At 70.1% G+C, this 13,740-nt stretch carries 14 protein-coding genes and 1 riboswitch; of the genes, 5 read left to right on the top strand and 9 right to left on the bottom strand.

Annotated features, from left to right (window positions below):
- Positions 1-20 precede the first annotated feature (20 nt).
- The 3 genes from EIZ45_RS30130 to EIZ45_RS30120 are packed head-to-tail and all read right to left on the bottom strand — an operon-like array spanning position 21 to position 2,478.
- Entirely contained in the window at positions 21-422 is a 402-nt protein-coding gene (locus EIZ45_RS30130) for a (deoxy)nucleoside triphosphate pyrophosphohydrolase (protein ID WP_037816638.1), read from the bottom strand.
- 23 nt (positions 423-445) lie between these two features.
- A complete protein-coding gene (locus EIZ45_RS30125; RefSeq protein WP_134667003.1) occupies positions 446-1,771 on the bottom strand; it encodes a HAMP domain-containing sensor histidine kinase in 1,326 nt (441 codons plus the stop codon).
- Positions 1,768-2,478 (bottom strand): response regulator transcription factor, encoded by a 711-nt coding sequence (locus EIZ45_RS30120; protein ID WP_037816645.1) that lies wholly within the window; start codon positions 2,476-2,478, stop codon positions 1,768-1,770. The genes EIZ45_RS30125 and EIZ45_RS30120 overlap by 4 nt, the downstream gene beginning before the upstream one ends.
- 145 nt (positions 2,479-2,623) lie before the next feature.
- Here EIZ45_RS30120 and EIZ45_RS30115 point away from each other — a divergent pair, with 145 nt between their 5' ends.
- Genes EIZ45_RS30115 through EIZ45_RS30105 form a run of 3 tightly spaced genes read left to right on the top strand, consistent with a single transcriptional unit; the run spans position 2,624 to position 5,588 of the window.
- On the top strand, positions 2,624-3,712 hold the full coding sequence (locus EIZ45_RS30115) for an outer membrane lipoprotein carrier protein LolA (RefSeq protein ID WP_134667005.1): 1,089 nt from the start codon (positions 2,624-2,626) through the stop codon (positions 3,710-3,712).
- Positions 3,709-4,713, top strand: a complete 1,005-nt coding sequence (locus tag EIZ45_RS30110; protein ID WP_134667007.1) for an ABC transporter ATP-binding protein — start codon at positions 3,709-3,711, stop codon at positions 4,711-4,713. Before EIZ45_RS30115 ends, EIZ45_RS30110 begins: the two co-directional genes overlap by 4 nt.
- A complete protein-coding gene (locus EIZ45_RS30105) occupies positions 4,710-5,588 on the top strand; it encodes an ABC transporter permease (protein WP_134667009.1) in 879 nt (292 codons plus the stop codon). The genes EIZ45_RS30110 and EIZ45_RS30105 overlap by 4 nt, the downstream gene beginning before the upstream one ends.
- Before the next feature lie 9 nt (positions 5,589-5,597).
- On the opposite strand, the gene EIZ45_RS30100 is transcribed toward EIZ45_RS30105, so the two are convergent.
- The 3 genes from EIZ45_RS30100 to EIZ45_RS30090 are packed head-to-tail and all read right to left on the bottom strand — an operon-like array spanning position 5,598 to position 9,285.
- On the bottom strand, positions 5,598-6,605 hold the full coding sequence (locus tag EIZ45_RS30100; protein ID WP_134667011.1) for an ABC transporter ATP-binding protein: 1,008 nt from the start codon (positions 6,603-6,605) through the stop codon (positions 5,598-5,600).
- A complete protein-coding gene (locus EIZ45_RS30095; protein WP_240690802.1) occupies positions 6,605-8,242 on the bottom strand; it encodes an iron ABC transporter permease in 1,638 nt (545 codons plus the stop codon). Before EIZ45_RS30095 ends, EIZ45_RS30100 begins: the two co-directional genes overlap by 1 nt.
- Positions 8,218-9,285, bottom strand: coding sequence for a thiamine ABC transporter substrate binding subunit (locus EIZ45_RS30090; protein ID WP_078870612.1), 1,068 nt, complete (start codon positions 9,283-9,285; stop codon positions 8,218-8,220). The genes EIZ45_RS30095 and EIZ45_RS30090 overlap by 25 nt, the downstream gene beginning before the upstream one ends.
- 31 nt (positions 9,286-9,316) lie before the next feature.
- A riboswitch (TPP riboswitch) is annotated at positions 9,317-9,428 on the bottom strand.
- 24 nt (positions 9,429-9,452) lie between these two features.
- Between EIZ45_RS30090 and EIZ45_RS30085 the strand changes: the two genes are divergently transcribed.
- On the top strand, positions 9,453-9,743 hold the full coding sequence (locus EIZ45_RS30085) for a 4a-hydroxytetrahydrobiopterin dehydratase (protein ID WP_134667013.1): 291 nt from the start codon (positions 9,453-9,455) through the stop codon (positions 9,741-9,743).
- Between the two features lie 541 nt (positions 9,744-10,284).
- Here the strand turns inward: EIZ45_RS30085 and EIZ45_RS30080 are convergent.
- On the bottom strand, positions 10,285-11,271 hold the full coding sequence (locus EIZ45_RS30080; protein WP_205670144.1) for a GlxA family transcriptional regulator: 987 nt from the start codon (positions 11,269-11,271) through the stop codon (positions 10,285-10,287).
- Between the two features lie 102 nt (positions 11,272-11,373).
- On the opposite strand from EIZ45_RS30080, the gene EIZ45_RS30075 reads away from it, so the two are divergent.
- A complete protein-coding gene (locus EIZ45_RS30075; RefSeq protein WP_134667017.1) occupies positions 11,374-11,964 on the top strand; it encodes a cysteine hydrolase family protein in 591 nt (196 codons plus the stop codon).
- Positions 11,965-12,017: 53 nt separating this feature from the next.
- Here EIZ45_RS30075 and EIZ45_RS30070 read toward each other — a convergent pair whose 3' ends face one another.
- On the bottom strand, positions 12,018-12,590 hold the full coding sequence (locus EIZ45_RS30070) for a hypothetical protein (protein WP_134667019.1): 573 nt from the start codon (positions 12,588-12,590) through the stop codon (positions 12,018-12,020).
- A 59-nt stretch (positions 12,591-12,649) separates the two neighbouring features.
- Positions 12,650-13,732: a redox-regulated ATPase YchF gene (gene ychF / locus EIZ45_RS30065; RefSeq protein WP_134667021.1), complete on the bottom strand. Its 1,083-nt coding sequence runs from the start codon at positions 13,730-13,732 to the stop codon at positions 12,650-12,652.
- Positions 13,733-13,740: the final 8 nt, after the last annotated feature.

The following is a 13,740-nucleotide window of genomic DNA, read 5'->3' as shown; positions in this document are numbered from 1 at the left end:
GGGCCTCGTGAGTGCTGGTTCTACTGGGAGCCAGCACTCACGAGAGCGCTCAACGCGGGCAGCAGGTCCCGGTCCGCGGGGAGCCAGTCCAGTTCGTTCAGTTCGTCGTGTCCGACCCAGCGCAGTGCGGTGTGTTCGACCGCGCGCGGCTCGTCGCCCGGGGACAGCAGCGCGGCGGAGTACACGCGCAGCACTTTTCCGCCTGGCAGCGGGATTTCCGGGCCGACCCGGTCGCCGACGGTGACCACCACGTCCAGTTCCTCGTGGCATTCCCTGGCCAGCGCGAAGGCCTCGGTCTCGCCCTCCTCGACGCGTCCGCCCGGCAGTTCCCACTGGCCTGCGTGATGCGGCGGCCAAGCCCGTTGCTGGGCAAGAAGCTTGCCGTCGCGCACCAGTGCCGCCCCGACGATGACCGCGTCCATGCGCTCAGTCTCCCCCACCGGATTCACCGGTCCGCGCCCGCCCGCCAGGTGACCTCGAACCGCGCGCCGCCGTCCGGCGATTCGCCGACCCGTACGTTGCCGCCGCGACGGCGCACGGTTTCGGCGACCATCGCCAGGCCCAAGCCGGTACCGCCGGACGAGCGCGCCCGGTCGTCCGACACCCGGTAGAACCGGTCGAACACCTTGCTCCGGTGCTCGGGCGCGATGCCGGGACCGTCGTCGTCCACCACGACCCGCACCTTCGAGCGCGAGGCCAGCACGGACACCACGATCTGCCCGGACGCGTACCGGCAGGCGTTGCGCAGCAGGTTGTCCAGCACCAGCTCGACCTCCTGGTGCGCCGCCGACGCCCAGGCCTGCGCCACCGCGCTGCTCACCCGCGTGTCGGGCGCCCCGGACGGCAGCCGGCGCACCGCCGCGCGGACCTCGGACACCACCTCGACCGGTTCCGCGGGCGGCACCTCGCCAGCGTCGGAACGAGCGAGTGCGAGCAGGCCGTCGAGCAGGCCGGACAGCCGTTCCGACTCTTCGAGGATGTCCGAGAGCGTCTCCTGCGACAGTTCCGGATCGGGATTCGTCACCGCCACCTCGGCCTGCACCCGGATCGATGCGACTGGCGACCGCAGCTCGTGCGCCGCGTCTCCAGTGAATCGACGCAGCCGCTGGCTGACCTCCTCCTGGCGTTCGAGCAGCGCGTTGAATTCCTCGGCCAGCGCGCGCATTTCGTCGTTCGACGTCGGCAGCGGCAGCCGCGAACCCGGCGGCAGCGTGCGCACCAGACCACGCATCCGCGCCACCGGCCGCAGCGCGAGTCGCACGACCAGCCAGGTCGCCAGTGCTGCCACCAGCGCACCGACCAGCGCGACCACGACCAGCCACAACCCGCCGTAATGCACCGCGGCGGCGAACCCGACCAGCCCGGCCCCGGCGACGACCAGCCGCTGGCTGCCGTTCGGCGCGCTGACCACCTCGCCGCGCCAGCGCGATCCGTCCGACTGCACCGGCAACCCCGCCTTGAGCTGCGAGACCTCCTGGCCGGTCAGCTTCGGCCGCGCCTGGCCGTCCACCGGATTCCCGGCGATGTCCAGCACCCGCACCGTTACCGGGTCCGCGGCGGCGAGCGGCGTCCCGGCGGAAACCGCGCTGGTCGCCGGGACGAGCGCGGCCGACAGCTCCTCGTCGACCGAATCCGTGAGCAGCGGGTCGAGCTTGTTCGCCGCCAGCGCGGCGAGGCCCAGCAGGCAGCCGAGGGTGATCGCCGCGGCCAGCACGGTGATCCGGACCTGCAGCGACCGGCGGCCCCACCACGACGACGGCGAGCCGGTCACCTGACCTCGTCAAGCTGGTCGTCGGAGGCGAGATAGCCGTGCCCGCGCACCGTCCGCAGGATCGAACCCGCGCCGACCGCGTCGAGCTTGCGCCGCACGTAACCCACATACACCTCAACGAGATTCCGCGTGACGGCCTGCTCCTCGCCCCACACCGCGCGCAGCAACTCGTCCTTCGTCACGACCGTCCCCGCGCGCCCGACGAGCACCTCCAGCAAACCGAATTCGCGCGGGCTCAACGGCACGTCCTGACCGTTCCAGTGCACCTGCCGCAGCGCCCGGTCGACCTCCAGCGCACCGAGTTTCAGCGCGCCGCGCGACGCGTCCGGCCCGGCACGACGCAGCACCGCCCGCACCTGCGCGACCAGCACGACGAACGAGAACGGCTTCACGAGGTAACCGTCCGCGCCGAGGTCGAGGCCGTCGGCCTGGTCGATCTCGCCGTCTTTCGCGGACACGAGCAGCACCGGCGTGGTCACGTTCTCCGCGCGCAGCCGTTCCAGCACGCGGTAGCCGGACAAGCCGGGCAGCATGATGTCCAGCAGCACGACGTCGAACGAACCGGTGCGCGCGAGCTGCAGCCCGGTCGGCCCGTCCGCGGCGGTGACCACGTCCATGTCCTCCGCGCGCAGGCCGCGCTGCAGCGCCTTGCGCACACCAGGTTCGTCGTCGACCACCAGCACCCGAGGTTTCACGATCCTCATCATGGCCGGTTTGTGCAGTTGACGCGCGTACTCTCAGTGCCATCTCAGCTGAACGGGCCGAACATTCAGGGGTATCTCAGCCTCGGCAGTGGAACGTCTGCACCGGGAGCCGGGCCCGCCAAAGCCCGGGAACACAGGGAGAGACGAGATGGATCCGAAGAAGAAGGCCATCACCGCGGCCGTCGTCGGCACCGCGCTCGGCGTGGGCGGACTGGTCGTGGTGGCGATGCCTGCCTCGGCGGGGGACGCGCCGAAGCTGCCTCAGGTCAGCGCGGAGGAACTGGTCCAGTCGGTGGTCGCCGCGAAGCCCGCGCCGTTCGACGGCACGGTGACGGTGAGCAACGACCTCGGCCTGCCGAAAATGGCGACCGGCGCGGTCCCGGGGGCGAGCGCGCTCGGCATCGACTCGGCGCAGGTGTTCAGCGACGGCGCGGGCAAGACGAAGGTGTCGCTGACCAAGGGGCAGACGCAGGAGACGATCGTCCACAACGGCAACACCGTGTGGGACTACGACTCCAAGACCAACAGCGCGACCAAGACCACCATCCCGGCGGACGTCGCGACCAAGCACCAGCCGGTCGATGGCCAGTCCCCCGACCCGGCTACCGCGGCCAAGCAGCTGCTGGCCAAGGTGCGCGAGAGCAGCAACGTCGCGGTCGACGGCACAGCCACGGTCGCCGACCGGCCGGCGTACGAGCTGGTCCTCACGCCGAAGCCGACCGAACGCACGCTGCTGCGCGAGATCCGCGTCGCGGTCGACTCGCAGACCCGGATGCCGCTGCGGCTTTCGGTGCTGAGCAACGGAACCACCGCCCCGGCGCTGGAGCTGGCGTTCAGCAAGATCGAGTTCGCCGGACAGTCGGCCGACCTGTTCGCCTTCACCCCGCCCAAGGGCGCGAAGGTGACCGAGAAGCAGGCCAAGATCGACGAGCGCGACAAGGCGCTGGCGAACGAGGCCAAGCAGGACACCAAGCTCGTCGGCGACGGCTGGGACACCGTCGTCACCGGCAAGGTGCCCGCGGACCTGATGCAGGCGAAGCAGCAGGCGCAGGGCCAGGAAAAGGGTCCTGACGTGCAGAAGATGCTGAGCCGGTTCGCCAAGCGGGTCAACGGCCCGTGGGGCAGCGGCTACCTCTTCACCACGAAGGTGGGCGGCGCGGTCCTGACCGACGACGGCCGGTTCGCCGCCGGCGCGGTCCCGGAGCAGGTCCTCTACGAAGCGCTGGGCGCCAAGTGACCAGCACCGCGGTCGAAACCGGGGCGGGCGTCTCCGAGGAGGCGCCCGCCCCGGCGGTCCCGCTGGCCGCGCGCACCCGAGGGGTGCGCAAGGTCTACCGCGGCACAGTCGCGGTGGACCACGTGGACCTGGACGTTCCCGAGGGCGCCGTGCTCGGCATGCTCGGGCCCAACGGTTCGGGCAAGACGACCACGATCCGGATGCTGCTCGGGCTCGTCCGCCCGACCGCGGGCGAGGTCGAACTGCTCGGCCGGAAGATGCCGGAGGAATCCGCGCACGCTCTGCCGGACGTCGGCGCGCTGGTCGAGGGGCCGGGCTTCCACCCGTTCCTGTCCGGACGCGACAACCTGCTGCGGTTCGCCGCGGCCGAACCGCGGCTGGCGTCGTCCGCGATCCCCGGCGCGGTCGACGCCGCGCTGGACCGGGTCGGGCTCTCCGCCGCCGCGCGCCGCCGGTACAAGGGCTATTCGCTCGGCATGAAACAGCGGCTCGGGTTGGCCAGCGCGTTGCTGGTGCCGCGCCGGATGGTCGTGCTCGACGAACCTACCAACGGGCTGGATCCGGCGGGTACCAGGGAGATCCGCCGTATCATCGCCGATCTGCACGCCGACGGCGTGACCGTGGTGGTGTCCTCGCATCTGCTGGCCGAAGTGGAAGCGACCTGTACGCATGTGGCGGTGCTGCAGTCCGGCACGGTGGTCGCCCAGGGCGAACTGGCCGATCTGCTGGAATCCGGGAACGCCGCGCTGCTGGTGCGCACCCCGGACGCCGAGCACGCGGTGGAAACGTTGCGGGAGAACCGGATCGGGGCCCGGCTGACCCCGGACGGCGTCCGCGTCGACCTCACCGCGACGCCCGCGCCGCGAGTGCTGCAGGTGCTCGTGCAAGCGGGGGTCGAAGTGCACGAGGCGACCCGGGCGCGGACCGGGCTGGAAGACCTGTTCGCGCGGCTGACCGAAGGGGAATCGGCGGCTGGCGACGAATCCGAGGGGGACGCATGACTACCGCTGCGGTCGCCGTTCCGGTGAGCCGGACCGGGCACGACACGGTGCCGTTGTTCCGGCTGTTCGCCGCGGAACTGCGCTGGATCTTCCGCAGGCCGCGCACGCTCGCCGTGCTGGGGCTGCTGGCGCTGGTGCCGATCGTGGTCGGGATCGGCCTCACGCTGGTCGGCGAGAGCTCCGGGAGCGACGCGCCGGACGACAGCGGCGGCGCGCTGCTGGCGTCCGCGGTGAACAACGCGTTCGTACTGCCGATCGCCGCGATGGTCCTGACGCTCACGCTGCTGCTGCCGCTCGCCTCCGCGATGGCCGGTGCGGACGCGATCGCCGGCGAGGCCGCGCACGGCACGCTGCGCGGCTGGCTCATCGCGCCGGTGAGCCGGGGACGGCTGCTGGCGGTCAAGGCGTTCGGCGTGGCGACGGTGTCCGTGGTCGCGGTGCTCTCGATGTGCGTGACCGGCGTGATCACCGGGTTGATCATCAACGGCACGGATTCGCTGTTCACGCTGTCGGGCACCACGCTGTCGCTCGGCGAGGCGCTGCTGCGGATCCTGCTCGTCGGCGGCTGGATCGTGCTGCAGCTGTGGGCGGTCGGCGCGGTCGCGCTGGCGGTGTCGAGCTGGACCGAGCACCCGATGCTCGTGGTCGCCTCGGTGCTGGCCATGAACATCGTCTTCACCATCCTCGGTTTCCTCAGCTCGTTGAAGTGGCTGCACCCGTTCCTGCTCACCAAGGACTGGACGATCGCCCCGGCGGCGGTGCTCCAGGATCCGATGATGCTGACGACGTTCGGCGAGGGCGCGGTCCGCGCGGCCTGCTACATCGTGGTCGGCCTGTCGCTGGCCTACGGACGCCTCGTCACCCGAGACGGCTGACCTGGGGGTTCAGCCCACCACGGCGATCCCGTCCGGATCCGGTTCGAGCCGGACGGGATCGCCCGCCCGGAAATCCGCCCCGGCCGGCGCGATCGCGTCCACAGTGGACTCTCCGCAGCGGACGACCAACCGCAGATGCTCCCGCCGGTGCACCGCCGCGGTCACTTCGCCGGGCACCCCTTCTGCGGACACTTTCAAGCCGTGCGGGCGCAGTCCGAGCCTCACCGGACCGTCGTCCACTCCGGAGAGTTCGACGGCGCCCAGTGCGGTCCGCACCACGCCGTCGGCCGCCTCGCCGTCCAGGAACGTCGTGACGCCGAGGAAGCGCGCCACGTCGTCGTCCACCGGCTTGTTCCACACCGACCGGACCGCGCCCTCCTGCCGGATTTCCCCGGCATCGAGCACCGCCACGCGATCGGCGAGCGTGAACGCTTCCTCCTGATCGTGCGTCACCAGCAGCGCGGTGATCTTGCTGCGCCGCAACAGATCCGCCAGGTCGATCGCCAGTTGCTCGCGGAGGCCAGCGTCCAATCCGGACAGCGGCTCGTCCAGCAGCAGCAAGCGCGGTTCCGGAGCCAGCGCACGAGCCAACGCGACCCGCTGCGCCTGCCCACCGGACAGCTCGGTCACCCGTCGCCGTTCGTAGCCTTCCAGGCCGACAAGCTTGAGCAGTTCCTCGACGCGTGCCGCGTGCCGTTCTCGGGGCACGCCGTGCATCCGCAGGCCGAACGCGATGTTCGCGGCGACGTCTCGGTGCGGAAACAGCTGTCCGTCCTGGAACACCAGACCGAATTCGCGCTTGTGCACCGGCACCGCGGCGAGATCAGTGCCGTCCCACGAAACCGAACCGGACGACACCGGTTCCAGCCCAGTGATCGCGCGCAGCAGCGTCGACTTGCCCGAACCGGACGGTCCGAGCAACGCGAGCACCTCGCCGTCGGCGATGTCCAACCGCGCGTCGCGGACCGCAGCGAACGATCCATAGTGGACAGTCAGGTCCCGTACCGTTAACGCCATCAGAACTCCCCGACTGTGCTGCGGCCGCGGACCGAGCCGAACCGGTCGATCAGCGCCACCGCCACCACAGTCACCACCATGAGCAGGGCGCACGAGGCGTACGCCATCTGGTTGTTCAGCTCCCCCGGCCTGCTGATCAGCGTCGCAACGGCCACCGGCAGCGTCGGCGCGTCCGGCCGGGCGAGGAAGCTGGTCGCGCCGAACTCGCCGAGCGCGACGACGTACCCGAAGCCCGCCGCGGCCATCACCGACCGCGCGACCAGCGGAAAGTCGATCTCCCGCCACACCCGCGCCGGGCTCGCGCCGAGCGTCGCAGCGGCTTGGCGCAGCCGGACGTCGACCGCGCGCAGCACCGGCAGGATCATCCGCACCACCAGCGGCATGATCACCAGGGCTTGCGCGAACGGCACGAGCAACGGCGACGTGCGCAGGTCGCCGGGCAGCGCGTCGAGCGTCACGAGATAGCCGAAGCCGACGGTCACCGCGGACACGCCCAACGGGAGCATCAACGCGACGTCCATGGTCTCGCCCATCCCGCGCGCGAGCCCGCCGGGCGAACGCCGAAGCGCCACCAGCACGACGCTGGCGACCAGCCCGACGGCCATCGCCAGCAGCGTCGCGTCGGTGGCCGCGGCGAGCGAATTCTGCGCCGCGATCCAGCCGGACACCTGCAGGGCGTCGTTCTGCCCGACGGTGTTGAGCGCCCGGTATCCGGCGAGGCTCCATCCGTCCGAGCCGGACACCGACTCGACGAGCAGCGAGACGATCGGCGTCAGCAGCAGGCCGAGCACCACGACCGCGGCACCGATCGTCCACCACTCCCCGCCGCGCGGCCGACGTGCGGTGACCTGCGCGGACCGCAGCTTCACCGCGTTCTCCCGCTTCCGGCGCGCCATCGCCCCGAGCACCAGCGCGGCGACCACGGCGGCGAACTGGATCAGTGACAACGCGGCCGCGCCGGAGAGGTCGAGCAGGTCGACCGTCCGGAGGTAGATCTCGGTCTCGAGCGTCCGGTAGCTCCCGCCGCCAAGGATCAGCACCACGCCGAAACTGGTGGCGCAGAACAGAAACACGACTGCGGCAGCGGACGCGAGGGCCGGGCCGAGCGCGGGCAGCGTCACCGACCGGAATGCCCGCCACGGCGAGGCTCCAAGTGCCCGCGCGGCTTCGGTTGCTCGCGGATCGAGGTGCGCCCACAGCCCGGCGACCGTCCGCGCGACGACGGCGACGTTGAAGAAGGCGTTGGCCAGGACGAGCGGCAGCACGCCGCCGTCCGGCCAGATCGCCCGGAAAGCCAAGCCGACGACGACCGTCGGCAGCACGAACGGGACCAGCACGATCGTGCGCGCAAGCCCGACCCCGGGCAGCCGCACCCGCGCCAGGAGGTACGCCACCGGCAGCCCGGCGAGCACCGCGACCACGGTCGACGCGGCCGCGCTGGCCAGCGTGAACCCGGCGAGCCGCCACGTCTGCGGGTCGCCGAGCACGGTGTCGACGCCGCCCGCGGAAAACCCCCGGCCGACGATCGCCACGACCGGCCAGGCGAAGAACACCACCAGGAACGCGACCGGCAGCAGACCGAGCAGCGTGAGCCCGACAGTGCGCGCGGGGATCACGCGCCCATGAGCGAGCGCCATTCCCCGATCCACTTCTCCCGGCCAGCCTGCACCTTGTCCGCGGGCATCGTGGCCGGCGCCTGCGGCAGCGGAGCCGCGGTAGCCCAGCCCGCCGGCAGTTCGACGCCCTGACGCGCCGGGTAGACGTACATGTTCGCCGCGACCGTCGTCTGGAACTGCTGCGACAAGAGGAAGTCGACGACCTTCTGCGCCTGCGGGATCTGCTTGCCGTTGGTGAGCACGCCCGCGTACTCGACCTGGCGGAAGCACGTGTCGAGCAGCGCCTTGGTACGCGGTTTGCCGTCCTCCCCGAGCTCAGCGGCGGGTGACGAGGCGTAGGACACGACGATCGGCCGCGGGCCCTTGCCCGACGAGCCGGAGAAGTCCTTGGTGTAGGCCTCCTCCCAGCCGCTGACGGTCTTGAGGCCGTTGTCCTTCAGCTTCTGCCAGTAGCCCTGCCAGCCGTTCTCGCCGTACTTCGCGACCGTGCCGAGCAGGAAGGCCAGCCCCGGCGACGCGGTGGCCGGGCTCTCCGCGACGGTCAGGTCCTTGTACTTGGGGTCGGCGAGGTCGTCGTAGCTCTTCGGCTCCGGGAGACCCTTGCTCGCGAAGTACGCCGGGTCGATGTTCACGCAGACGTCGCCGAGGTCGACCGCCGCCAGCCGGTGCTGCGGGTCGACGGAGTAGCGCTGCGGGCCGCGGTCGGCCTCCGGGCTGGTGTAGGGCTGGAAGACGCCCTCGCTGAGCGCACGGGAGGCGAAGGTGTTGTCGACGCCGTACGCGACGTCGCCGATCGGGTTGCCCTTCGTGAGCACGAGCTTGTTGGTGAGCGCGCCGGCGTCGCCGGACTTGAGGATCTTGAGCTTGATCCCGGACTGGCGCTGGAAGGCGTCGAGCACGTCCTGCGGGGCGGCGAACGAATCGTGCGTGACCAGCGTGACGGTCGGCGTCTGCTGGTCCTGGCTCGCGGACGACCCGCCCGAGTCTCCGCTGGACAGCGAGCAGGCGCTGGCGAGCATCGAGACCCCGGCGAGGCCTGCCACCGTGCGGACGGTCCGCGACATCATTCTTCCCCTCCTGCACTGCGCCGGATGAGGGAGAGCGATACGGCCTCCCTACGCCGGCATGATCCGGATCCAGGTGCGAACGGTCGCGGGTTGACGGCCCGCCTCTCAGCCCGGCGTACCGGACTCCCGTGGCAATGCCGCAGCGTAGCCGACACCATGGAGTGATGACGCAGCTATTGAACGACTCAGCGGTGGAAGAGGCCCTAGGCACCGTCCCGGAGTGGCAACGCGAGGACGCCGTCATCGTGCGGACGGTCGAACTCCCGTCCTTCCCGGCGGCGATCGAGGTGGTGGGCCGGGTGGCCGAACTGGCCGAGGAAGCCGACCACCATCCGGACATCGACATCCGCTGGCGCACCCTGACCTTCCGCCTCAGCACCCACTACCTCGGCGGCCTGACCGAACGCGATTTCGCGCTGGCCCGCCAGATCGACGAGGTACTGGCGGCCCGCTGACCAGGTGTGATGTCGGCAACCCTGGCAACATGAACGGCCCCTTCGCGCGTCTTCCGGACAGACGCGACGGAAGGAGGCCTCATGGTCCAGGCACTCGTAGTGGGAATGGGTTCGTTCGGCCTGATGGTGGCCGCCGCGGGAGGCGTGCTGTGGCACACCGCGCGCAACCGACGTGACCTTGATCACAAGCGGTAACAGTGAGCTAGATCAAGGCGCTATCCCAGCGGAATCATCGGCACTCGCCCCGCTAGGACTCGCCATGAACAGCACATCCGCCCAGCTCACCGCCGCACAGCGCACGTGGGTCGCGGTGTTCTCGACCGCTGTCGTCCTCCTGTCGATGGTGGTGCTCGGCCTGCTCGGCTGAGCCCCGGCCGGTTCACGGCAGCGGGAACATCCGGATGAACCAGAACATGGCGATTCCGATGAGCCCGACCACGACCGAAGCGCCCCAGACGGCGTAGAGAACGATCCGCACCGGTGCATCTTTGCCGGGTGACCGGGGCGAGTAGGACGTTCGCCGAAATTGCCCCGGCGCGGGTCAGGCGTTCGAGACGAGCCGGAACCGCTCCCGGTACTCGCTGGGCGTCGTGTTCAGCGTCCGCCGGAAAGAGCGGTTCAACGTCGACACCGTGCCGAACCCGCACGTCCCGGCAATCCGCGACAACGTCTCGTCGGTCGTCTCCAGGCGATGCCGCGCGGCCTCGACCCTGGCGTGCTCGACGTAGGCGGCAGGGGTCATCCCCAGCTCCGCCTTGAACACGCGCGTGATCTGGCGGTCCGTCACATGCGCGTGCGCGGCGAGGTCGGAGACGGTCAGCGGATCCGCGAGGTGGGCCGCGATGTACTGCCGCAGCTCGTCGACCCGCCGGGTCGCGGACGCGGGCTCCAGCGACACGCTGAACTGGCTCTGCCCGCCTGGCCGGCGCAGGAACATCACCAGCTGACGAGCCACCCGCGAGGCTGATTCCGGACCGAAATCGTCGGCTACCAGTGCCAGCGCGAGATCGAGGCAGGCGCTCAGCCCGGCACCCGTCCACACGGACCCGTCGCGGATGAAGATCGGATCCGCGTCGACCGTCACCTCGGGATGCTCCGCGGCCAGCTGCCGGGCCGTCGACCAGTGCGTAGTGGCGCGTTTGCCGTCGAGCAGCCCCGCCGCCGCCAGGATGTGCGCGCCGACGCAGACGGACGCCACCCGGCGCGTCCGCCCAGCCATCCTGCGCACCTGCTCGACCACGGCCGGGTCGCATTGAGCGACGACCTCGCCTTTGCCGCCCGTCGTCACGGCCCCGGGCACGATCAACGTGTCGATCGCCTTTCTCCCCAGCTCAGCGAACGTCACGTCGGGCAAGACGCGCACTCCGGCCGAGGTGGTCACCGGGTCCAGCGTCTCGGCGGCGAGCACCACCTCGTAGCCCGTCGGACGGTCCATTTCCCGCTGCAGCAAGGAAAACACCTCAGCGGGACCGGTTACGTCGAGCAGGTCGATCCGGTCGAACAGAACGACGACCACCAGTCTCTTCATTCGCGCCCCCATGTCGGTTTCTGCGCTTTGCATGTCATTGCCGACATCCGAAGCCGAGTCTAGCGTCGCTCGTGCGGAACGGAAACGAGAGGAAACCCCACCATGGCAAGGAAAACGCTGCGGGAGCTGAACGGTTTCGACCAGACCCCGGCAACGCTGGCCGACGCGACGCTGATCCTGGTCGACTACCAGAACACCTACACCCGCGGCGTGATGGAGCTGGAAGGCTGGCGCCCGGCGCTGACCGCGGCTCGGCAGTTGCTCGCCAAGGCCCGCGCCGCCGGTGCGAAGGTGATCCACGTCGTCCACGACAGCGGCGAGGGCACGCCGTACGACGTCCGAGCCGAGATCGGCAGCATCCACCCGGACGTCGCCCCGCTCGAAGGCGAACCGGTCGTCGTCAAGGGCGCGCCGAATTCCTTCGTGAACACCGACCTGGGCGCACGGGTTGACGAAGCCGGGCACAAGAACGTGGTGATCGCCGGGTTCATGACCAACATGTGCGTCACGTTCACCACCGAAGGCGCGTTCCTACGCGGCAACCACCCGACCGTCGTCGCCGACGCCTGCGCGACTCGTCCGTTGCCGACTCCCGCTGGGGAAGTCAGCGCGGATCAACTGCACAACAGCGCTTTGGCAACCATCGGGGATCTTTACGGCGTTGTCGTGCCGAGTGTTGCCGAGCTGAACTGAACCTCGGCCTCGGTCTCGGTCTCGGCGGGTCTTCTCCTGCCGAGACCGGTTCGTCAGAAGTCGATGAACCCCGCGACCACCTCCCGCACGATCCCATCGGATCCCGGAGTGCCGTAGAAGTAGACCGACCCGTAGCCCCAGAGATACTCCTCGATGACGTCCTCGAGCTCGCCCTCGACCGGCCAGCCCTCTTCGTTGACCTGAAAGAGAAACTGATGCCCGTCGGCACGCACTGCGTCGGCGTAGCTCGGCTCGTCTTGAATCAACACCGGCTCGTCCCCGAACTGGACGAGCGCGATCGAGCCTTCCTCGTCAGGCATTTCGGAGAGCGCCGCCGAGCGAAGCCCAGCCCACCCCAGATCGGCCCGCTCCCCGCGCGGCGAGGGCGGGTGCACCAGCGCACGCATCGCCATGTCCGGGTACTGGACGTCGCTGTCGCCGATGTCGAATCCGTTGCGCAGCACCACGGAAACCTCGTAGCCCTGCGCCCAGGGAGCTGCGGGGACGGTCAGCAAATAGCGGTGGGTCGCGAGGAGCGGATGCGCCTCGATCGCAACGGGCGGCGCACCACCCAGACGGCCTCCGTCCGCGCGATCCGGCAAGGACGGGGTGAAGAGCACGGGCATAGAAGGATCCTACGAACCAGGACCGACAATTTCGCGCCCGTGCTCAGCCGCTAAACCGGTCAGACGTTGAAGCGGAACTCCACGACGTCGCCGTCCGCCATCACGTAGTCCTTGCCCTCCATGCGGACCTTGCCCGCCGAACGCGCGGCCGCCATCGAGCCCGCTTCGACGAGGTCCTCGAACGACACGACCTCCGCCTTGATGAAGCCGCGCTCGAAGTCCGTGTGGATGACGCCGGCGGCCTGCGGGGCGGTCGCGCCCTGCGGGATCGTCCAGGCGCGGGATTCCTTCGGACCGGCCGTGAGGTACGTCTGCAGGCCGAGCGTGTGGAAGCCCGCGCGAGCGAGCGCGTTCAGGCCCGGCTCCAGCTGGCCGACGGACTCCAGCAGCTCGCGCACGGACTCCTCGTCGTCCAGCTCCAGCAGCTCGGCCTCGACCTTCGCGTCCAGGAACACCGCGTCCGCCGGGGCGACGAGCTTCGCCAGCTCCTCGCGGCGCGCCTCGTCGGTGAGCACGGCTTCGTCGGCGTTGAAGACGTACAGGAACGGCTTCGTGGTGAGCAGGCTCAGCTCGCGCAGCGCCTCGCCGTCGACGTCCTTCTGCGCCTGGAACAGCGTGCGCCCGGAGTCGAGGATTTCCTTGGCCTTCTGGGCGTTTTCGAGCGCCGGCCGCGCTTCCTTCTTGGTGCGCGCTTCCTTCTCCAGCCGCGGCAGCGCCTTCTCGAGCGTCTGCAGGTCGGCGAGGATCAGCTCGGTGTTGATCGTCTCGATGTCGGACATCGGGTCGATCCGGCCGTCGACGTGCACCACGTCCGGGTCGTCGAACACGCGGATGACCTGGCAGATCGCGTTGGCCTCGCGGATGTTCGCGAGGAACTTGTTGCCGAGCCCCGCGCCCTCGGACGCGCCCTTCACGATGCCCGCGATGTCCACAAAGGACACCACAGCGGGCACGATCTTCTCCGACGAGAAGACCCCGGCCAGCTTGTCCAGCCGCGGGTCCGGCAGCGGCACGACGCCGACGTTGGGCTCGATCGTGGCGAACGGGTAGTTCGCGGCGAGCACGTCGTTGCGCGTCAGCGCGTTGAACAGGGTGGACTTGCCGACGTTGGGCAGGCCGACGATACCGAGGGTGAGACTCACGGCCGGTA

The sequence above is a fragment of the Amycolatopsis sp. CFH S0740 genome (genome assembly GCF_004522315.1).
GTDB lineage: Bacteria > Actinomycetota > Actinomycetes > Mycobacteriales > Pseudonocardiaceae > Amycolatopsis > Amycolatopsis nivea.
The sequence above is the reverse complement of the archived record's forward strand: the minus strand, read 5'-3'. Positions and strand labels throughout refer to the sequence as shown.

Bases quoted from the DNA above. Each gene is read 5' to 3' on its own strand.
- EIZ45_RS30130 (WP_037816638.1), bottom strand. From the start codon at position 422: ATGGACGCGGTCATCGTCGGGGCGGCACTGGTGCGCGACGGCAAGCTT.
- EIZ45_RS30120 (WP_037816645.1), bottom strand. From the start codon at position 2,478: ATGATGAGGATCGTGAAACCTCGGGTGCTGGTGGTCGACGACGAACCT.
- EIZ45_RS30115 (WP_134667005.1), top strand. From the start codon at position 2,624: ATGGATCCGAAGAAGAAGGCCATCACCGCGGCCGTCGTCGGCACCGCG.
- EIZ45_RS30105 (WP_134667009.1), top strand. From the start codon at position 4,710: ATGACTACCGCTGCGGTCGCCGTTCCGGTGAGCCGGACCGGGCACGAC.
- EIZ45_RS30100 (WP_134667011.1), bottom strand. From the start codon at position 6,605: ATGGCGTTAACGGTACGGGACCTGACTGTCCACTATGGATCGTTCGCT.
- EIZ45_RS30095 (WP_240690802.1), bottom strand. From the start codon at position 8,242: ATGGCGCTCGCTCATGGGCGCGTGATCCCCGCGCGCACTGTCGGGCTC.
- EIZ45_RS30090 (WP_078870612.1), bottom strand. From the start codon at position 9,285: ATGTCGCGGACCGTCCGCACGGTGGCAGGCCTCGCCGGGGTCTCGATG.
- EIZ45_RS30085 (WP_134667013.1), top strand. From the start codon at position 9,453: ATGACGCAGCTATTGAACGACTCAGCGGTGGAAGAGGCCCTAGGCACC.
- EIZ45_RS30080 (WP_205670144.1), bottom strand. From the start codon at position 11,271: ATGAAGAGACTGGTGGTCGTCGTTCTGTTCGACCGGATCGACCTGCTC.
- EIZ45_RS30075 (WP_134667017.1), top strand. From the start codon at position 11,374: ATGGCAAGGAAAACGCTGCGGGAGCTGAACGGTTTCGACCAGACCCCG.
- EIZ45_RS30070 (WP_134667019.1), bottom strand. From the start codon at position 12,590: ATGCCCGTGCTCTTCACCCCGTCCTTGCCGGATCGCGCGGACGGAGGC.